This is a genomic window from Paraburkholderia sp. BR14312, assembly GCF_040948675.1.
GTDB lineage: Bacteria > Pseudomonadota > Gammaproteobacteria > Burkholderiales > Burkholderiaceae > Paraburkholderia > Paraburkholderia nodosa_A.
The window spans coordinates 1220029-1238836 of the sequence record NZ_JBFPKI010000001.1 but is presented as its reverse complement, the minus strand read 5'-3'; the positions used below and the strand labels follow the sequence as shown (position 1 = coordinate 1238836).

Annotated in this window: 16 protein-coding genes; 8 read left to right on the top strand and 8 right to left on the bottom strand. The window is 63.1% G+C overall.

Annotated elements, in window-relative coordinates:
- Positions 1 to 82: 82 nt before the first annotated feature.
- The 4 genes from AB3X98_RS05595 to AB3X98_RS05580 all read right to left on the bottom strand — a co-directional run bounded on the left by AB3X98_RS05595 (position 83) and on the right by AB3X98_RS05580 (position 7432).
- Positions 83 to 1405 (bottom strand): leucine-rich repeat-containing protein kinase family protein, encoded by a 1323-nt coding sequence (locus AB3X98_RS05595; protein ID WP_368604389.1) that lies wholly within the window; start codon positions 1403 to 1405, stop codon positions 83 to 85.
- A 127-nt stretch (positions 1406 to 1532) separates the two neighbouring features.
- Complete coding sequence (locus AB3X98_RS05590) at positions 1533 to 2987, bottom strand: efflux transporter outer membrane subunit (RefSeq protein ID WP_368604390.1); 1455 nt, start codon at positions 2985 to 2987, stop codon at positions 1533 to 1535.
- Positions 2984 to 6214 (bottom strand): efflux RND transporter permease subunit, encoded by a 3231-nt coding sequence (locus tag AB3X98_RS05585; protein ID WP_368604391.1) that lies wholly within the window; start codon positions 6212 to 6214, stop codon positions 2984 to 2986. The genes AB3X98_RS05590 and AB3X98_RS05585 overlap by 4 nt, the downstream gene beginning before the upstream one ends.
- Positions 6215 to 6223: 9 nt before the next feature.
- The gene (locus tag AB3X98_RS05580) at positions 6224 to 7432 is read right to left on the bottom strand and encodes an efflux RND transporter periplasmic adaptor subunit (RefSeq protein ID WP_368604392.1); all 1209 of its coding nucleotides are present in this window, start codon (positions 7430 to 7432) and stop codon (positions 6224 to 6226) included.
- Positions 7433 to 7740: 308 nt separating this feature from the next.
- On the opposite strand from AB3X98_RS05580, the gene AB3X98_RS05575 reads away from it, so the two are divergent.
- Positions 7741 to 8382: a TetR/AcrR family transcriptional regulator gene (locus AB3X98_RS05575; RefSeq protein ID WP_069266582.1), complete on the top strand. Its 642-nt coding sequence runs from the start codon at positions 7741 to 7743 to the stop codon at positions 8380 to 8382.
- 28 nt (positions 8383 to 8410) lie between these two features.
- On the opposite strand, the gene AB3X98_RS05570 is transcribed toward AB3X98_RS05575, so the two are convergent.
- The gene (locus AB3X98_RS05570) at positions 8411 to 8866 is read right to left on the bottom strand and encodes an MEKHLA domain-containing protein (protein ID WP_368604393.1); all 456 of its coding nucleotides are present in this window, start codon (positions 8864 to 8866) and stop codon (positions 8411 to 8413) included.
- A gap of 520 nt (positions 8867 to 9386) precedes the next feature.
- Between AB3X98_RS05570 and AB3X98_RS05565 the strand changes: the two genes are divergently transcribed.
- The 3 genes from AB3X98_RS05565 (at position 9387) to AB3X98_RS05555 (ending at position 11894) form a co-directional block, all read left to right on the top strand.
- Positions 9387 to 10928: a methyl-accepting chemotaxis protein gene (locus AB3X98_RS05565; protein ID WP_368604394.1), complete on the top strand. Its 1542-nt coding sequence runs from the start codon at positions 9387 to 9389 to the stop codon at positions 10926 to 10928.
- Positions 10929 to 11280: 352 nt separating this feature from the next.
- Positions 11281 to 11487, top strand: coding sequence for a hypothetical protein (locus tag AB3X98_RS05560; protein WP_069266585.1), 207 nt, complete (start codon positions 11281 to 11283; stop codon positions 11485 to 11487).
- 65 nt (positions 11488 to 11552) lie between these two features.
- Complete coding sequence (locus AB3X98_RS05555; RefSeq protein WP_069266586.1) at positions 11553 to 11894, top strand: RcnB family protein; 342 nt, start codon at positions 11553 to 11555, stop codon at positions 11892 to 11894.
- A 103-nt stretch (positions 11895 to 11997) separates the two neighbouring features.
- Here the strand turns inward: AB3X98_RS05555 and AB3X98_RS05550 are convergent, their stop codons facing one another.
- A complete protein-coding gene (locus AB3X98_RS05550; RefSeq protein WP_368604395.1) occupies positions 11998 to 12366 on the bottom strand; it encodes an antibiotic biosynthesis monooxygenase in 369 nt (122 codons plus the stop codon).
- 95 nt (positions 12367 to 12461) lie between these two features.
- Here AB3X98_RS05550 and AB3X98_RS05545 point away from each other — a divergent pair, with 95 nt between their 5' ends.
- The 4 genes from AB3X98_RS05545 (at position 12462) to AB3X98_RS05530 (ending at position 16718) form a co-directional block, all read left to right on the top strand.
- Positions 12462 to 12938 (top strand): MarR family winged helix-turn-helix transcriptional regulator, encoded by a 477-nt coding sequence (locus AB3X98_RS05545; RefSeq protein WP_368604396.1) that lies wholly within the window; start codon positions 12462 to 12464, stop codon positions 12936 to 12938.
- A 72-nt stretch (positions 12939 to 13010) separates the two neighbouring features.
- Entirely contained in the window at positions 13011 to 14282 is a 1272-nt protein-coding gene (cls, locus tag AB3X98_RS05540) for a cardiolipin synthase (protein WP_069266588.1), read from the top strand.
- A gap of 111 nt (positions 14283 to 14393) precedes the next feature.
- A complete protein-coding gene (locus tag AB3X98_RS05535; protein ID WP_069266589.1) occupies positions 14394 to 15380 on the top strand; it encodes a GNAT family N-acetyltransferase in 987 nt (328 codons plus the stop codon).
- 96 nt (positions 15381 to 15476) lie between these two features.
- Positions 15477 to 16718 carry a cystathionine gamma-synthase family protein gene (locus AB3X98_RS05530; RefSeq protein ID WP_069266590.1) on the top strand — a complete coding sequence of 414 codons (1242 nt, stop codon included), beginning with the start codon at positions 15477 to 15479 and terminating at the stop codon, positions 16716 to 16718.
- A gap of 71 nt (positions 16719 to 16789) precedes the next feature.
- Here the strand turns inward: AB3X98_RS05530 and AB3X98_RS05525 are convergent, their stop codons facing one another.
- Positions 16790 to 17692, bottom strand: coding sequence for an NAD(P)-dependent oxidoreductase (locus AB3X98_RS05525; protein ID WP_028207963.1), 903 nt, complete (start codon positions 17690 to 17692; stop codon positions 16790 to 16792).
- A gap of 134 nt (positions 17693 to 17826) precedes the next feature.
- Complete coding sequence (locus AB3X98_RS05520) at positions 17827 to 18756, bottom strand: LysR substrate-binding domain-containing protein (protein ID WP_069266591.1); 930 nt, start codon at positions 18754 to 18756, stop codon at positions 17827 to 17829.
- Between the last annotated feature and the right edge of the window lie 52 nt (positions 18757 to 18808).

Below are 18808 nucleotides of genomic sequence, written 5' to 3'. Positions count from 1 at the left end.
CAGAATTCTTGCCCTTCACGCCGAGTATTTAGCGGCTTGCGAAAATTCCTCGGGCGTCAGCGAAACCGCCCGTTTCATGGCGTCAGGCAGACAGCCGTTCGACGATCTCATCGAACGAAGGCCGCCTGTCGACCTGCTCGGCGAAACAGTCTGCAATCAGCGCATCGAAGCCGGCGTCGCGTTCATTAGCCTCTGCGGCCAGACGTTGCGCGAGTTCTTCCAGCAGACAGCCGAACGCACGCACCTCGATGCGCTCGAGCGCCTGGGACTGTGCGCGATCGTCGATATCGTGAAAGGACGCCGCGCCGAAGTCGCCGAGCAATACGTGCCCTGAGCCGTCGTGCAGGATGTTGTGCGCATAGAGATCGCCGTGCATGATCCCGCGCCCATGCAGATGCCGCGCCGCCGACGCGATCCCGCGTGCGATCTGCAACGCAACCGGCCTGTCGAACAGAACATCGGCTGCGTAGACGTCCCGCGTACACGAGTCGAGGCTCGGCGGCCCGGCGAGATTGACGAACGACGGAGGGATCAGTTCCATCACGAGGCCGTGCTCGCCCAGCGGATGCCCCGTGATCTTGCCGAGCACCGGGATGAGGTTCGGGTGCGGCCCGGCTTGCAGGCACGCGGCCATTTCGAGCTCCGGCAAACCGTCGCTCGTCACCGCGCCCTTGAACAGCTTGACGGCCACCGCCTCCACCGGATGCCCGTCGCGCAGGAGACGCGTCGCGCGATGCGTCACGCCCGATGCGCCTTCGCCGAGCGTTTGTCCGAGTGCGAGCGTATGCCAGTCGATATCGGGCACCGGCGAATCGGCCAGCGCCACCTGCTCGCGCACCACGTTCAGCGGATTGCCGGCGTAGGCGAGCCACGCCAGGCGCGGCAGGCGCAACAGCCAGTCGGGCAAGGCGTCGAGCCGGTTCGCCGAAATCCGCAGCAACTCGAGCCGGCTGCACGCGGCCATCGTCTCGGGCAACGAGCGCAGCCGGTTGCCGGCAAGCATCAGCTTCTGCAGATTCGGACGTTCGCCGATTTCGGGCGGCAGCGCGTCGATGTCGTTATCGGTCAGGATCAGCCAGCGCAATTGCGGCGGCAGCGCGCGCCCCGTAACGCGGCGGATGCGGTTCGCCTTGAAGCCGATCATGCTCAGCGATTCGCAGTCGCCGAGTACAGGCGGCAACTCGGTGAACGGGTTGTTCGAAGCGAACAGTATGCGCAGACGGCGCAGCCTCGGCAGGTCGTCCGGCAGCGACGTGAGCGCATTGCCCGAGAGGTCGAGCACCTCGAGGGTGTCGGCGAGATCGAAGATTTCGCGCGGAAATTCGGTCAACCCGCAAGCGAGCTTGAGCTGTCGTGCGCCGGCGAGTTGCCCGTCACGCAGTTGTTCGAGAGTAGCGGTCTTCACGCGTGAATTGAATCGAGTAATGGCAAGGAAATCGCAAGCGCCGCTGCACAACGCAGCGCCGACCATCGCAATTCTAGCGGGTGACTCGCCTGGACTGCATCCTGGGCCGCATTTCCGACTGCATGCTTCAGGAATGCGCCGGGTCGCTTGCGGCAGCCTGCTCAGGCACGCTCGACGCGGACCAGCCACCGCCCAGCACCTTGTACAGCGTGACCTGATTCGAGAGCTTCGCCAGCTCGTCGGTGACGAGTTGCTCCTGTGCCGTATAGAGCGTGCGCTGCGCGGTGAGCACGGTCAGGAAGCTGTCGGTGCCGGTCTTGTAGCGCGCCTGCGCGAGGTCGTAGTAATCCTGCGCCGATTTCACGTAGTCGCGGTCCGCCGCGACCTGATCGACATAGGTCGCGCGCCCCGCCAGTGCGTTCGACACTTCCTTGAACGCCGTCTGAATCGCCTTTTCGTAGTCGGCCACGTCGATATCCTTCTCGATCTTCGCAACGTCGAGCGACGCCTTGTTGCTGCCGTAATCGAAGATCGGCATCGTGATCGTCGGCGCGAACGTCCACGCGCCCGTGCTCGCCTTGAACAACTGCGAGAGGCTCGTGCTAGCCGTGCCGGCGCTCGCCGTCAGCTCGATCTTGGGAAAGAACGCCGCGCGCGCGGCGCCGATGTTCGCGTTCGCCGCCTTGAGCGTATGTTCCGCCTCGATGATATCGGGCCGTCGCGCGAGCAAGTCGGACGGGATGCCCGCATCGACGTCCGCGAACATCGCGTCGCTCTCGAGCAGAGTAGGCCCCGTGGCGAAGTCGTCGGGCAACGGACAGCCGATTTCGGCGATCAGATTGTTGCGGTCCTGCGCGACCGCGCGCGTGTATGACGCCACGCTCGCGCGTGCGCTCGCAAGCGACGTCTGCGCCTCGCGCACGTCCTGAAGCGACGCGCTGCCGATCTTCATCATGCTCACCGTGAGGTCGTAGGTGTTCTGGTCGGCCGCGGCGGTGTCGGTCGAAACCTTCAGCAAGGTCTCATCGGAGAGCAATTGCAGATAGTCGGTCGCGACATCGGCCACGAGCGAAAGCTGCGTGCTCGTGCGCGAGGCCTGCGTCGACAGATAGTTCTCGAGCGCCTGGCGCTTGAGGCTGCGGATCCGCCCAAAAAAGTCGATTTCCCACGACGTCGTGCCGACGGAAACGGTATTCGAGTGGCTCACCGCGCCGTCGGTGCGCGTGTTCGTGAGCGAGCCGCCGGCGTCGATCGTCGGCGCCAGCTCCGCGCGCGTGATGCGGTACTGCGCCTCGTACTCGGCCACCTGCAGCGCCGCGACACGCAGGTCCCGGTTGTGGTCGAGTGCGAGCGCGATCAGTTCCTGCAGGCGCGGGTCCTTGAAGTAATCGCGCCAGCCGACGTCGGCCGCGTTCGGCGCCGCAGGTGATGTTGAGGGCGTAGCCGCCGATGCACCCGTAGCGTACGCGGCGCCCGTTGGCCAGGCGGTGGCGACCGGCGCAGCGGGCCGTTGATAAACCGGGTCGAGAGAACACGCACTCAATGCTGCCGCACAGAGCACGGACAGAAGCTTCAATTTCATTCCTGGTCCTTTGCGTGCTGCACGGCTTCGCCGTCGCCATGCTCCTTGAACAGCCGGCGCACGACGATGAAAAACACGGGCACGAAGAAGATGGCGAGCGCCGTCGCCGCGATCATCCCGCCGGCGACGCCGGTTCCGATCGCATGGCGCGCGGCCGAGCCCGCGCCGGTGCTGATCACGAGCGGCAGCACGCCGAACACGAACGCCAGCGATGTCATCAGGATCGGCCGCAAGCGCTGGTGCGCCGCCTCGAGCGTGGCCTCGACGAGCCCACGGCCCTGCTCCTGGAGGTCCTTCGCGAATTCGACGATCAGAATCGCGTTCTTCGTTGCGAGGCCGATTGTCGTCAGCAGCCCGACCTTGAAATAGACGTCGTTCGACAGCCCGCGCAAATGCGCGCCCAGCAACGCGCCAAGCACGCCGATCGGCACCACGAGAATGACCGCGAGCGGCACCGACCAGCTCTCGTACAGCCCCGCGAGGCACAGGAACACCACGATCAGCGAAATCGCATACAGATACGTGGCCTGCGAACCGGCAAGCACTTCCTGATACGACTGCCCCGTCCACTCGATGCCGAATCCGGTGGGCAACTGCCTCGCGAGATTTTCGACCGCGGCCATTGCCTGGCCGGTGCTCACACCGGGCGCGGGCTGTGCGCTCATCTGCATCGCCAGTTCGCGGTTGTAGCGCTCGATCTGCGGCGGCCCGAACGTCCAGCGCGTGGTGGCGAATGCGGAGAACGGCACCATCTGGCCGTCGTAGCCCGACGTCGTCGTGGACGTCGTGGACGTTGTAGACGTTGAAGCCGAAGTCGAACTCGACGACGAACTCGAGGATGACGAAGTACTCGACGACGACGAATCCGCGCGCACATACCATTGCCCGATGTCGTCCGGCATCATCCGGTACGGTGCGTCCGCCTGCACGTAGACCTTCTGGATCCGCCCGGTATCGATGTAGTTGTTCACGTACGCGGAGCCGAACGCGGTGGAAATCGTCGTGTCGACATCGGCGATCGACAGCCCGAACGCACTCGCCCTCTCGCGGTCGATATCGACGTAGAGCTGCGGCGTATCTTCGAGGCCGGCCGAGCGCGTCATGGCGAGCGACGGTTCCTTCGCGGCCAGCGCAAGAAACTGGTTGCGCGCCTTCAGCAGCTTGTCATGCCCCTGGCCCGCGCGGTCCTCGATCTCGAAGTCGAGGCCGCTTTGCGTGCCGAGACCATGAATCGCGGGCTCGTTCATCACGAAGATCTGCGCATCGCGATTGCCCGCGAAGACCGCGTTCGCGCGATTGATCACCGCCTGCGCGCTATCGTTCGACCCGCGCTGGCTCCAGTCCTTCAACTGCACGAACGCCAGCGCATTGTTCTGCCCTTGCCCGTTGAAGCTGAAACCGTTCACGGCCATCACGTGCGTTACCGCGGGCTGCTTCAGAAAGTATTGCTCGACGGCTGCCACGGTCTGAAGCGTCTTCGAAGAAGGCGTGCCGACCGGCGCCGAAATCGACACCATGATCGAGCCCTGATCTTCCTCCGGAAGATACGACGAAGGCAGCGTCACGTACAGAATGCCGACCACGCCCGCAATGAGTGCATAGCCGAGCATCCAGCGCGCGGGCCTGGCCACCACGCGCGCAAGCGTGGTGCTGTAGCGCGCGTTGCTCTTCGTGAAGAAGCGATTGAACGCGCCGAGCAAGCCGCGGCTCTGCGCATGTTCGACGGCCGACGGGTTCAGCAGGCTCGCGCAGAGTGCGGGCGTGAGCGTCATGGCGAGCAGCACCGAAAGCACCATCGCCGAAACGATAGTGACAGAGAACTGGCGATAAATCGCGCCGGTCGAGCCGGAAAAGAAGGCCATCGGGATGAAGACGGCGGTCAGCACCGTCGTCACGCCTACGAGCGCGCCGGTGATCTGGCTCATCGCTTTCTTCGTGGCCGCCTTCGCGTCGAGCTTTTCCTCGGCCATGATGCGCTCGACGTTCTCGACGACGACGATCGCGTCGTCCACCAGCAGGCCGATCGCGAGCACCATCGCGAACATCGAGAGCACGTTGATCGAGAAGCCGATCGCCGACATCACGCCCAGCGTGCCGAGCAGCGCAACCGGCACGACGATCGTCGGAATCAGCGTCGCACGCAGGTTCTGCAGGAACAGATACATCACGAGGAACACGAGGATCACCGCTTCGAAGAGCGTCTTCATGACCTCCTCGATCGATATCTTCACGAACGGCGTGGAGTCGTACGGATACGCAATCGCCACGTCTTTGGGCAATTGCGGCTGCAGCTCTACGAGCTTCGCGCGCACGGCCTTCGCAACCGCCATGGCGTTCGCACCCGTCGAGAGCTTGACGGCCAGCGCGGCCGCCGGCTTGCCGTCGAGCCGCGAGGACGTATCGTATGAATCGCCGCCCACCTCGACGCGCGCGACGTCCTTCAGGCGAACCTTCGAGCCGTCGCTGTTCACGCGCAGCAGAATGTCGCCGAACTGGTCGGCAGTCGTCATCAGGCTCGACGCCGAGATCGTCGCATTGATCGCCTGGGAGTCCGTAGCAGGCGCGCCGCCGAGTTCGCCGACGGAAAGCTGCACGTTCTGATTGGTGACCGCTGTCGTCACGTCGGACGCAGTGACGCCGAAGCTGCGCAGCTTCACGGGATCGAGCCAGATCCGCATGGCGTGCTGCGCGCCAAAGAGCGTGACGTCGCCCACACCGTTGATCTGGGTAAGCGGGTCCTCGATCTGCGTGGCGATGACATTGCCGAGGTCGATCGAATCGAGCGTGCCGCCCGGCGACGAGAGCGCGACGATCATCAGAAAGTCGCTCGACGCCTTCGCCACTTGCACGCCCTGCTCCTGCACCGTCTCCGGCAGCGAGGCGGTGGCCTGGGTCACCTTGTTCTGGACCTGCACCTGCGCGATGTCCGGGTTGGTGCCGGGCCTGAACGTCAGGTTGATGGTCGCCTGCCCCGCGCCGCTGCTCGTCGACGACATGTACAGCAGGTTATCGATGCCGGAAAGCTTCTGCTCGATCACCTGCGTGACGGTCTTCGCGACCGTGTCGGCGGAAGCGCCCGGATAGGTTGCCGTGACCTGCACCGAAGGCGGCGCGATGGTCGGATATTGCTCGATCGGCAACGTGGTGGTCGCCGCAGCGCCGATCAACATGATGACGATCGCAACGACCCACGCGAGGATCGGGCGCTGAATGAAGAAACCTGCCATGCGCCCTCCTTACGACTTCGCAGCAGACGCAGCCGCGGCTGCGGTGGCCGAATCCGCGGCCACGTGAACCGCCACGCCGGCCTGCACCTTTTGCAGTCCGCTCACGATCACCCGATCGCCGGCTTGCAATCCGCTCGTGACGATCCACTGGTCTGCATAGGCACTGTCCGCGTGTACCGCAACCTGCTTCGCGTGTCCGGTCGCATCGACGACCCATACGCTCGCGCTGCCGTCCGAAGCGCGCGTGACCGCGAGTTGCGGAACGAGCAGCGCGTTCGTGCTCTCGCCCTCGTCGAGCTGCGCGCGCACGAACATGCCGGGCAGCAGTTCGCCGTCCGGGTTCGGGAAGACCATGCGCACCGTCACCGAGCCCGTTGTCGCGTCAACGGTGATGCCCGAAAACTGCAGCACGCCAGCGTGTGCGTACTGCGTGCCGTCCTCCATCACGAGCTGCACCGCCGCGCCCGTGCCCGAACGCTTGAGCCGCCCCGAGGCAAACGCCTTGCGCAAGCGCAGCCAGTCGGCGCTCGAACGCGTGACGTCGAGGTACATCTCGTCGTATGCCTGAATGGTGGCGAGCGCCGTGGTCTGCTCTGAAGTCACGAGCGCGCCTTCGGTCACCGACGAAGCGCCGATGCGGCCCGAAATGGGCGCCGTGATCCGCGTGTAGCCGAGATTGATACGCGCCGACTCGAGCGATGCGCGATCCGCGATCACATCGGCCTCGTCCTCGCGAACGGCCGCGATCGCATCGTCGTTGTCCTGTGCGCTGACCGCGTTGATCTTCACGAGCTGGGCGTAGCGATCGGCTTTCGTCTTCGCGGAAGCGAGCGTTGCCTCGGCCTTCGCGAGCGTGCCGCGCGCCTGATCGTACGTCGCCTGGTAGGTGGCCGGATCGATCTGGTAGAGCACCTGCCCCGCCTTCACGTCCGAACCCTCGACGAAGAACCGCTTCTGCACGATGCCGCCGATTTGCGGCCGCACATCCGAGACCTTGAGAGACGAAAGGCGGCCCGAAAGCTCGGCCGTCATCACGATGCGCTGCGGCGCGAGCGTCTTGACGCCGACTTCGACGCTCTGGCTGGCGGGGTTAGCGGGTATCCCGGCGTCGTGACGTTGACAGCCGGCGATCAATATGGCGGTCGAGCAGAAAAGCGCCGCGCCGAGGCGTTGGCCCTTCCTGTTCCATCCCTCTCTTGCATGAATCTGTTGTGGCATATATTCCATCGAATCGTGCGTTGACGCGCCCTGCCAGAACAAGGCAAGGCGCAAAGCCATTGACTCGTAGTACTAAGCGGTTGAAGTCTTGCAGCCCGGAAAGGCTGATGCCCCGTTGCGCATCAACTTCGAACCCTGAATTAATGTCCCGGTCACATAACTAAACTGAACGGTATGGTTTATAATGGAACGATCGATGACTGTCAATCGCCTTACCCGGCAACGAATGTTTCATTCCATGACGGACGAGGGTATTGGCGTGGACGCTCGCGTCCCAGGCCCGAGAACAAGTGAGGAAGGGAGACCCGATGAGAAAGAAGACCGAAGAAAAGCGTCAATCCATCATCGAAGCCGCGCTGGCAGTGTTCCGGGACGTCGGCTTCGAGCAGGCGTCGATGACGCAAATCGCGGCTCGTTCGGGCGCGTCGAAGGCGACGCTGTATAGCTATTTCGAGTCGAAAGAGGCGTTATTTGCTGAAACAATGACGAGCCGCGCCGGAAGGGAAATCCGGCATGCGTTCAGTCAACTGACGCTCGAAATGCCGCTGGGCGAGTCGCTCGTCGCGTTTGGGGTCCACTTCCTGACGGCCGTGCTGCAGCCCTCTTTTCTCGCAACACGCCGCCTGTGCTACCAGGAGGTCGACCGGTCGAACGTGGGCCGAGCCTTGTATGAATCGGGTCCAAAACGGGGCTTGATGCACGTGCGTGACTTTCTGGCGAGCGCGATCGAGGCGGGCACAATCCGGCCGTGCGATCCAGGCGTCGCGGCGCGACATCTACTGGCGCTTCTCGAAGCCGAGTTGGTCGAAATCGCGACGCTAGGCTATGAGGTCAAGGCCTCGCGCGCGAAATTGCTGGAGGTCGTGAACCGGGCAATCGATGTATTTCTCGCGGGCTATGCCGTGACAGCGCCGCAAGCGAACCGCAAGGGTCCGCAGAACGCAAAATGATGGCGGGATTCGCGAGCGCAAGCCCGCATCAGCAAGGCGCAACATGCGGAATCATCGCAGCCTGCCCGTGCAGCACACCCGTTTCGTCGATCAGTTGCCATACGGTCGCGCGCTCGATCCAGAAGCGCTGCCCCGACTTCGTAATGCGGATGCCGCGATAGTCTTTCACGAAGCCTTCGCGCGTCACCGAATCGAGAAATGCCTGCCGCTCGCTACGCTCGGGCGCCTGCGCGGAAAGACGCGAAGGCAGCGCCGTGATTTCGTCCCAGTCGTAGCCGAAGATCGCTTGCGCGCGACGATTGCCATACATGAATACGGGGTCCGCCTGCGTGCCGTGCGCAAGCAAGCCGAACGGCGCGCGTTCGTAGAGCCAGGCCGCGCCCTCTGTGTCGCCCATGCCTTCGGGCACGAGCGCGACGCCCAACAGGCGGCGATAGCTGTTCGCGAGAAGGCGAAATAATTCGGTATCCGTGTTCGGCGACATTCAGACTGGCTCCTTCGAGTCGAGGGGTTGCTTGCGCGTTGCGCAATTCTATAACCGCTTGTAAAAACCCGCGCCCTGCCTCACGATCGGCCGTCTCGATGCGCCAACTACGGACATCCACGATGTCTATCTGCACTTGCACCCGAATCCGGCTTGCTTCGGGTGAAGTGGTAAAGGCCATCGACCTCAGTGGCCGAAGCGGCCTCGTGTATCGGCGCAATTCGCAGACCGGTCAGATCGAAGCGCTGGAAAGTGCGAGAAGCTGGGTGTCGCTGCATCCGTCGCTTCACCGTCCCTCGCCTCAACGGTATCTCGTCACGCCAGACAGCCGAGGCTCGATTCGAAGCGTTTGAAGGAGAGGCCGATCTCTAATTCGCCGCGCCGCACGCGCATGGTGTTCGCAACGGCTTACGTATGACGAAAGACGGCGTAATCCGCAAAAACTCAAGAACAGCAGACTTGAGCCGTAATAGGGAAGTCGGCGCGTCATGCGCCTTGCATTTTTAGCCATTCGAACCCCATGAAACTCAGCCGCAAGATTCCCCTCGCCTTCGCCGCGTCGCTCACCCTCATGTCGGCGGGTGCGTTCTACGGCATCCACACGCTCAACCAGGCGATCGATACCTACCGCACCACCGTGCAGGACGCCGCCGCGAACGAGCGCATGGTGTCGGCCACGCTCGTCGAGTTCAAGCTGCAGGTGCAGGAGTGGAAAGACACACTCCTGCGTGGCAAGGACCCGCAAAAACTCGATCGTTACTGGAGCGCGTTTCAGAAGCGCGAGCGCACCGTGAACGATCTCGCCGCCGGGCTCGAAACGAAGCTGCCCGAAGGCGAAGCGCACACGCTCGTCGCGCAGTTCGCCGAGGCGCATGAGGCGATGGGCCAGGGGTACCGCAAGGGCTTCGAGGCGTTCAAGGCGGCCGGCGCCGATCCTGTTGCGGGCGATACCGTGGTCGCCGGCGTCGATCGCGCGCCCGCCCAACTGCTCGACCGCGCCGCACAGATCATTGCCGCCACCAACGCGCAAGTGGCCGCCCAGGCGGCGGTGCAGGCCGCGCACGCCACCATCGTGAGCGCCGTGCTGATGGTGGCCGCGTTCCTGCTCGCGCTGGCGGGCGGCGTGCTGTTCAGCCGTACTGTCACGAGCCCGCTGGGCCGTGCCGTGGACTTTGCGCGCGAGGTCGCCGACGGCGACCTGTCGACCGATCTGCATGCACATGGCGACGACGAGACCGCGGAACTGCTCACGGCGCTTTCGAAAATGCAGACGAGCCTCGCACGCGTGGTGAGCGAAGTTCGCGCCAACGCCGAGGGCGTGGCAACGGCGAGCGCGCAGATTGCCTCGGGTAACCAGAATCTTTCCTCGCGCACCGAAGAGCAGGCTGCATCGCTTGAAGAAACGGCCGCGAGCATGGAGGAGCTGACGTCGATCGTACGCATGAACGCGCAGAACGCGGAGCACGTCAGTTCGCTCGCGGGAACGGCGGCGCAGACCGCGGCGCGCGGCGGCACGGTGATGCGAGGCGTGGTCGGCACGATGCAATCTATCGCGGACAGTTCGAGCAAGGTCGGCGAGATCATCGGCTTGATCGACGGCATCGCGTTCCAGACCAACATCCTTGCGCTCAACGCCGCCGTCGAAGCGGCGCGTGCGGGCGAGCAAGGCCGCGGTTTCGCCGTTGTCGCGGGCGAGGTTCGCACGCTCGCGCAGCGCAGCGCGAGCGCGGCGCGCGAGATCAAGGCGCTCATCGAGCAGTCGAAAGTACACGTCGAAAGCGGATCGTTCCAGGTGGCCGACGCCGGTCACATCATCGACGAGATCGTCGAAGCCGTGCAGCGGGTTTCCGGCACCGTGCAGGAGATTTCGACGGCGTCGCGCGAACAGTCGACGGGCATCGAGCAGGTGAACATCGCCGTCACGCAAATGGACGAGGTCACGCAGCAGAACGCGGCGCTCGTGGAGGAGGCTTCGGCCGCGACGTATGCGCTGGCTGAGCAGGCACACGCGCTTCGCGAGACCGTGTCCGCGTTCAGGCTCAGGGAAGGCGCCATTGCCTGACTTCGAGCGATTGCCGCGCGCGCCCTGGGGGACATAAGCGCCGCGTCCTCCCGCTCTGAGCCTGCAACCCCGGCTGGTCTGTGCAACGCAGACTGGCCGTAATTGACTGGCACGCCCGGCCGCGGCGCGCCTTGCGGCTCGGGCAACCACCGCCGCCGGGTTCGCGCTCCAATTTTGTGAGGCGATACGCCGCACTGAAACTTCGCTCCCATTGCTTGAAAGCAAATCTTACGAAATGTAAACTTGATGCAAGCTTTGGATTCGGACGCAGTCTTCCCGAGGCTTCCCTCGAAGCTCGAGTCAATCCATCGATAACTTAGTCATCCTTTACTTCCTTGCCCTGGAGAAAACCATGAACTCGTACATCAACCGACTCAACGCCACGTTCGCGATCGCCGGCCTCCTCATGATGGCGCCGTTCATGGCCATGGCCCGCTTGCCAGCGCCGAGCGCTGTCCCGCATGGCGAATCTCTCGTCAAGAAGCGCACGTCGAACCGCTTCGCCGATGAGGAGCGTCGCGCCAGCGAATCCGGTGGAAGTGAATCCGTTAGTGAGTGATCAACATTCCTAAGTAAAATTCATCTCACTTCCTCTTTTCTTGAACGCTATTTGGAGCATTCACCATGAAAGCGAAAGTCACGACACTCTTCATTATTGCCGCCCTGCTCGCCACGACAGGCACCGCGTTCGCATCGCAGCCCGAACACCGGCCTGGCAACCCGCCGCCTACGTCGATCGAACGAGCCAACCGTCCGGTCGGTGCGATTCCGCATCGCGACTGGCATCGTGGCGACCGCCTGCCGCCTGAATACCGTGATCGGATTTTCGTGGTCGAAAACTGGAATCAGCATGGCCTGAAAGCGCCCCCGCGTGGCTACCACTGGGTCGGCGTAGCCGGCGACTACGTGCTCGTTGCCAGCGCGACCGGCGTGATCTCGACGGTTCTGACCGCCGGCAGCCATTGATCATGCCGTTGTCTTTCCACGATATGCCTGCTCTTCGCCGCAACGCGGCCAAGGGCCGGCAACCAGCAGCGACTGAAATCGAGCCGCAACGACGGCAAAACAACTAACTCTCGCAAATCCCCGGCACGGCAACTTTCTGGAAGATATGCGGCGACGCGATCACCGAGGAAGGATAAGCGGCCAGACTCGACCGGAACGCCGGCGCAGAGAATGCCGCCCGAAAATGCGCCGTGGATTCCCACACTGCGTAATTCATATAAGCCGGTTGCTCTCCGATCGCCCGGTGGAGTTGCGTTGAAATAAAGCCGGCTTGCTGCTTCATGAGCGCAGCGTCTTCCTGCCAGGCCTCCAGAAACTTCGCCTCATCGGCCAGATCCAGTGTGAAAACGTTCACGAGCACAACGGGCTCGGCGTCAACGGCAAGTTGACGTTCGATCGGGAAAGAAGGATCAAGCGGTCGCAATTGCAGCATGGTGCACTCCAGAGTCTAAAAGCATGATGTCAACCGGTCATCGCAAATATATAGTAAATTGACATGATGATGTCAACTTAGAAATAGGGTGCCATATGCGCGAACTCGCGAGAACACCGGTCGGCGAACTCCTGTCGGGCATCATGCTCGATCTCTTCCGGCTCAATAGCGGACTGCTCACTTCGGGCGACCGCCTGGTCGAGGGCCTCGGCCTCACGAGCGCACGCTGGCAAATGCTCGGCGCCATCAGGGCCGCGCAACGGCCGCAGCCGGTGGCCTGGATTGCCCGCGATCTGGGGGCCAATCGGCAAAACGTGCAACGAATCGTGAATGACCTGGCCAACGACGGTCTGGTCCGCTTCGAGGCCAACCCTCACCACCGCCGCGCGCAGCTTGTCGTTTTGACCGACGAGGGCCGGCAAGCTTTCGAAGCGGCCATGCGTCTTCAGGCCCCCTGGATCAACCAGCTCTCCGCTGGCGTGACCGCCAGCGAAATCAAGACCTTGCACCGCGTCATCACGAAATTGCAGGCGAATCTGGACCAAATGGCCGGAGCCGACGAGCCGGATTGATCGACAGCGCTGCTTGCGCATGCAATGTGCTACAGCAGGGCATCGTTACCATCCGCGAGGCGAGGCCCACGCATGTCGACCATTGCCCTCATTGTCGTGACGGTCGCGGTGACGCTCGTCGTCATCCTGGTGATCGCGAACCTCACGAGCGGCGAAAAGAAGATCGAGCACAAGATCGACCGGCTTTACGCGAGCGACAGTCCGCAGTTCATCCGCTCGATGGGGCTGCTGCTCGGGCCGCCCGTCGTGGGAGGCAATCGCTTCGAGGTGCTCGTGAACGGCGACGAGATCTTTCCGTCGATGCTGGCCGGCATCCGCGCGGCGCAGCACACCATTACCTTCGAGACCTTCATTTACTGGTCCGGCGCGATTGGCGAAGAAGTCGCCCGCGCGCTGTCCGACAAGGCGCGCGCGGGCATCGCCGTGCACGTGCTGCTCGACTGGGTCGGCTCGTCCAAAATGGACAAGCGTTATCAACGCATGCTGCGCGAGGCGGGCGTCCAGCTCGTCCTGTATCACAAGCCGCACTGGACGGGCCTCGGCCGCATGAACGACCGCACGCACCGCAAGTTGCTGGTGATCGACGGACGCATCGGTTTTACGGGCGGCGTAGGCATCGCCGACGAATGGACCGGCCATGCGCAGGACGAAAAGCACTGGCGCGATACGCACTTTCGCATTGAAGGCCCGGCGGTCGGACAGATGCAGGCGGTCTTCATGGACAACTGGGTCAAGTCGACGGGCAATGTGCTGCACGGCCCGCAGTACTTTCCCGCGATCGACGCCGCGGGCAACGGCCTCGCGCACGTGTTCAGCAGTTCGCCCTCGGGCGGCAGCGACGACATGGAGTTGATGTACCTCATGGCGATCACCGCCGCGGCGCGCTCCATCCATTTGTCGACGGCGTACTTCGTGCCGGACAAGCTGACGATCAACGCGATCGTCGAGGCGGCGAAGCGCGGCGTGAAGGTGCGCATCATCACGCCGGGCAAGCGCATCGATACTCACACGGTGCGCGAGGCCTCGCGTGCGTGCTGGGGCGACCTGCTCGCGGCCGGCGTGGAGATGTACGAGTATCAGCCGACGATGTTCCACTGCAAGCTGATCGTCGTCGACGAATATCTGGTATCGGTCGGCTCGACCAACTTCGACAGCCGCTCGTTCAAGCTCAACGACGAGGCCAATCTCAACATCTACGACCGCGATTTCGCGCGCCAGCAGACGGCCATTTTCGATGCCGACGCTGCCCTCGCCAAACGCATCACGCTCGAAGACTGGCGCCGCCGGTCGTTACGGGAAAAGCTGCTCGAACACGCAGCCGCCCTCCTCGATTCGCAGTTGTGACGCCTGCCGCGAGCGCCGCGCCGCCAATCGACAAGAAAGCGAAGATCGCCGACAATCGGTGCCCGACATTGGGCTGTCGACAAAGCAAACAGAAAAAAGGGACCGCAATCCATGCTGCATATCGAGGATCTGGCCAATCCGCCCGAGGGGTTTCTGCGCGACGAGCCGGAGGGAGCGGAGTTTTACCAGGCCTTTCAGACGGCCCGGCTGGATGATTTCAGCTTCGGTTATTTCGCCGTGTACCGGGACAGCGCGCTCGTTACCGTGGCGCCCTACTTCGTGATGGATTTCCGGCTCAACACCCTCCTTCCCAGCGGCTGGCTGAAGCAAAGCCTGAGCTGGATCCGCTTCAAGCTGGCCTGCATCGGGCATCCGACCGTCGATGCCGGCCGCATCCAGGGCGAAGTCTCGCAGGAGACGCTCGCGGCCATCAGCACGGCGCTTGCGAAGAAAGGGAGCCTGCTCGCGTACAAGGGTTTCACCGAGGACTTGCCGCTGCGCGGCTTCGTGGCGGCAAAAGGCCTGCCCGTGCCGGTGCTGTCGATCGGCCCGGACTACTACCAGGCCATGAAGAGCGACCGCAGGAACCTGCTCAAGCGTAAGCTGAAAAAGGCCGCCGCACTGCGCTATGAAGAATGCGCGGGTCTGCCCGATCACCTCGTCGCCAGAGTGTATGAGTTGTATCTGAACACCTGGCAGAAAGCCGAGTTGAAGTTCGAGAAGCTCACGCCGGAGTACTTCGCCAATACCCGCAGCCTTAGCCATTATCTGCTGTACTTTCTGGACGACGAGTTGATTGGCTTCACCCAGTTGATCGGCAAGGGAAGGCACCTCGTCAACCGCTATATCGGGCTCGACTACGCCAGGAGCCAGGAGTACGGCTTGTACTTCGCCATGTTCATTCGCACGGTCGAATTCGGCATTCGCGAAGGTTTCGAGGAAATCGAGCTGGGCGCGACGTCCTATGAGTTCAAACGCATCCTCGGCGCCCGCCAGATTCCCACCTGGAATCACTACCGGCACAACAACGCGTTGGTCAACTGGCTGCTCGGCAAGCTGCGCAGCGTGCTGGAACCGTCGGAGTCCGAACTGCGTTAGCGCCCGACCGATTGGTTCGGTGCGTCCCACCTGCCGGCAACACGCGTTACAGGCGATAATGTGCCAAACGCAATCGACTTGAGAAACGGAGTGAGAATGAGCAAGCAAGGCTTCACCACTGGCATCGTTCACGGCGACAGGATCGCGGGCACCGAGCACGGCGGCGTGCGCCAGCCGATTCATACGTCCGTGCAATACGGTTTCGAGCGCGTCGAGGACCTGATCGGCGTATTTCAGGGCACGAAGAAAGGGGGTTTCAACTACGCGCGGCAAGGCACTCCCACGACGGCGGCTCTCGAGCGCAAGATCACGAGCCTGGAAGGCGGCACCGGCACAGTCTGTTTCAGCACCGGCATGGCCGCGATCACGGCGACCTTCCTCACGCTGCTGCGTGCGGGCGATCATCTCGTGTCGAGCCGCTATGTGTTCGGCAACACCAACAGCCTGTTCGGCACGTTGCGCACGCTCGGCGTGGAAGTCACGACCGTCGACGCCAGCGACGCCGAAAACGTGAAGAACGCCATCCAGCCGAATACGCGCATGGTGTTCGTCGAAACCATCGCGAATCCGGGCACGCAGATTCCCGACCTGCAAGGCATCGGCGAGCTGTGCCGCGAGCGCGGCATCGTCTACGTCGTCGACAACACGATTACCTCGCCCGCCTTGTTCCAGCCGAAGGCGGTCGGCGCGAGCCTCGTCATCAATTCGTTGACGAAGACCATCGCGGGCCATGGCGCCGCGCTCGGCGGCGCGGTGACCGATACGGGCCTGTTCGACTGGAGCACGTATCCGAACATCGCCGACGACTATCGGCGTTCGGCACCGAAAGATCAGGGGCTCCTGCAGATCCGCAAGAAGGGCCTGCGAGACATGGGCGCGTCATTGTCGTCCGAGCAGGCGCACGCCATCGCCATGGGCGCGGAAACGCTCGCCCTGCGCGTGAAGCAAAGCAGCGACAATGCGCTCGCGCTCGCACAGTTTCTCGAAGGCCACGAAGCCATCGGCAAGGTGTTCTATCCGGGCTTGAAGAGCCATCCGCAATACGAGGTTGCCCATGCGCTTTTCAAGGGCGCGTCATGGCTGCTCTCGTTCGAACTGCTCAACGCGGAACGCATGATCGACGTCGTCAACGCGCTCGAACTGCCGATCAAGGCGACCGGCCTCGGCGACACGCGCACGCTCATCATCCCCGTCGCGCCGACGATCTTTTTCGAAGCCGGCGCAGAAACGCGCAAGGCGATGGGCATCTCCGACGGCATGCTGCGGCTTTCGGCGGGCATCGAAGATATCGACGACCTGATTGCAGACTTCTCGCAAGCGCTCAAGCTGGCAGCATAACGCCGGGAGCGTCGATGTCGTGAACAGGGCCAGCACTCGCTGGCCCTGCGCGTTTTCGACGCTGATGCCGCTTACGGATTGAAGCGTTTTGCCTCGTCGCGCCAGTAGTGCTGCTGCTGCCAGCCAAGCAAGCGTTTGAGCTTCTCGTTGCTGAGCAGCGTCTCGAACTCGCCGAGGGCCTTCTTGACCGGCACGCCCGGATAGTAGCGATCCAGCAACGTCTGGGTCGGCAAGTCGGACGACACGTCGTCCGCCGCGACGTTCATGATCTCGAAGCCGAGGCCGTCCGTTTCGATGGCGAGCCGGCACGCGTTGGCGAGATCTCGCCCGTCGATGTAGCTCCACGCAATACGCTTGCGCAGCGCGGGATCCTTGAGCCACGTGGAGAACTTCGCGTAATCCTCGGGATCGAGCACGTTGCCGATGCGAAAACAGTAGATGTCCGACCCGGTGCGCGCCTGGAATGCCTTCGCGGTCACTTCGTTGACCACTTTCGAGGTGGCGTAGCTGTCCATCGGGTCCACCGGATAGTTCTCGTCCAGCGGAAAGTACGCGGGATCGCGATGCCGGTGGGCGAACACCACACCGTAAGTCGTCTCGCTCGAGGCGAGGATCACCTTGCGGACCCCTAGTTTCGCAGCGGCGTCGAGAATGTTGTAAGTCCCCATCACATTGATGCGGTAGACCTCGTTATCGGTCGTCAACATGATGCGAGGAATCGCCGCGAAGTGAACGATCGCGTCGATGGGTTTCGGCTCCAGGTCGTCGGCGAATTCCACTGGCGCCGTGGTCGAGGCGATCGCGTTGAAAACCTGGCCCGCGTCGGTGATGTCCGTGATCAGCGTGCGCGCCGTGCGCTTCGGCATGGGCACACGGTCCAGATTCAACACTTCGTAGCCGTGCGCGACCAGGTTCTCGACCACCCATTTGCCGGCAAGGCCGCTACCGCCGGTCACTATCACTCGCTTTGTCATCTGTCTCTCTCCTTTTCGTGGCGTCGTTCCCGCCTCTGCAAACGCGCACGTTACCGCAAACATCGGCCGGCTGTAATGACCACCGCTACCTTTCCAGCCGGATGGATTGTCTGCGGGGGACGCAGACAAAATCGTTATGCGCCCGATTGCGCGGGCGCGGCCACCGCAGGCTGCCGGTTGAACCGCTCCGCCAGAAAATCGATGAACGCACGCGCACGCGCCGACTGATTGCGCTTGTTCGGGTAGTACACGAACAAATCGGCCAGCGGCTGCACGAACTCGGGCAGCACGACGCGCAGCCGGCCGCTTTCCAGATACTTCGCCAGGTCCCACTCCGAGCGCAGCAGAATGCCGTGCCCGTCGAGCGCCCAGCCGAGCACGATATCGCCGTCGTTGCTCGACAGCATGCCGTGCACCTTCACCGCATGCGCCTCGCCATCGCGCTCGAGCCGCCATATGCCGTAGGCGTTGTCGTTCTGTCGATGCACGATGCATTGATGGTTGGCGAGATCGCCCAGCGTTGCGGGCGTGCCCTGCGTCTCCAGATAGCGCGGCGAGGCGCACAGCAAGCGGCGGTTCGTCATGATGCGCCGCGCAATGAGCCGCTTGTCGGGCAGCTCGCCAAAACGGATCGCCAGATCCACGCCGCTTTCGACGAGGTCGATCGGCCGGTCGGTGACATCGAGCTGCACTTCGACATGCGGATGCCGCCGCGCGAACTCCGAAACGAGCGGTGCGATCGTCGTGCGCCCGAAGCCGAGCGTCGCGTTCACACGCAGCAAGCCGCGCGTGACGGAGCGGCTCGACGACACGACATCTTCCATTTCCTGCACTTCGGCAAGAATGCGCGTCGCGTAGTGCAGAAAGGTCTCGCCTTCGGCGGTCAGGCTCACGCTGCGGGTGGTCCGGTTGACCAGGCGCACGCCCAGGCGCGCCTCGAGCTGCGCGAGCCGTTTGGTCGCCGCCGGCGGCGTGATGTCCATGTCGCGCGCAACGCTTGAAAGGTTTCCGTAACGCCCGAGCAGAACGAAAAACGCCAGGTAGGAGGTCAGGTCATTCTTCACCGTGAGTTAATAAAGATGTGAAAACAAGTGAATCATAGAGCCGATCCGGGCG

Bases quoted from the DNA above. Each gene is read 5' to 3' on its own strand.
- AB3X98_RS05590 (WP_368604390.1), bottom strand. From the start codon at position 2,987: ATGAAATTGAAGCTTCTGTCCGTGCTCTGTGCGGCAGCATTGAGTGCG.
- AB3X98_RS05585 (WP_368604391.1), bottom strand. From the start codon at position 6,214: ATGGCAGGTTTCTTCATTCAGCGCCCGATCCTCGCGTGGGTCGTTGCG.
- AB3X98_RS05580 (WP_368604392.1), bottom strand. From the start codon at position 7,432: ATGCCACAACAGATTCATGCAAGAGAGGGATGGAACAGGAAGGGCCAA.
- AB3X98_RS05575 (WP_069266582.1), top strand. From the start codon at position 7,741: ATGAGAAAGAAGACCGAAGAAAAGCGTCAATCCATCATCGAAGCCGCG.
- AB3X98_RS05570 (WP_368604393.1), bottom strand. From the start codon at position 8,866: ATGTCGCCGAACACGGATACCGAATTATTTCGCCTTCTCGCGAACAGC.
- AB3X98_RS05565 (WP_368604394.1), top strand. From the start codon at position 9,387: ATGAAACTCAGCCGCAAGATTCCCCTCGCCTTCGCCGCGTCGCTCACC.
- AB3X98_RS05560 (WP_069266585.1), top strand. From the start codon at position 11,281: ATGAACTCGTACATCAACCGACTCAACGCCACGTTCGCGATCGCCGGC.
- AB3X98_RS05555 (WP_069266586.1), top strand. From the start codon at position 11,553: ATGAAAGCGAAAGTCACGACACTCTTCATTATTGCCGCCCTGCTCGCC.
- AB3X98_RS05550 (WP_368604395.1), bottom strand. From the start codon at position 12,366: ATGCTGCAATTGCGACCGCTTGATCCTTCTTTCCCGATCGAACGTCAA.
- AB3X98_RS05545 (WP_368604396.1), top strand. From the start codon at position 12,462: ATGCGCGAACTCGCGAGAACACCGGTCGGCGAACTCCTGTCGGGCATC.
- cls (WP_069266588.1), top strand. From the start codon at position 13,011: ATGTCGACCATTGCCCTCATTGTCGTGACGGTCGCGGTGACGCTCGTC.
- AB3X98_RS05535 (WP_069266589.1), top strand. From the start codon at position 14,394: ATGCTGCATATCGAGGATCTGGCCAATCCGCCCGAGGGGTTTCTGCGC.
- AB3X98_RS05530 (WP_069266590.1), top strand. From the start codon at position 15,477: ATGAGCAAGCAAGGCTTCACCACTGGCATCGTTCACGGCGACAGGATC.
- AB3X98_RS05525 (WP_028207963.1), bottom strand. From the start codon at position 17,692: ATGACAAAGCGAGTGATAGTGACCGGCGGTAGCGGCCTTGCCGGCAAA.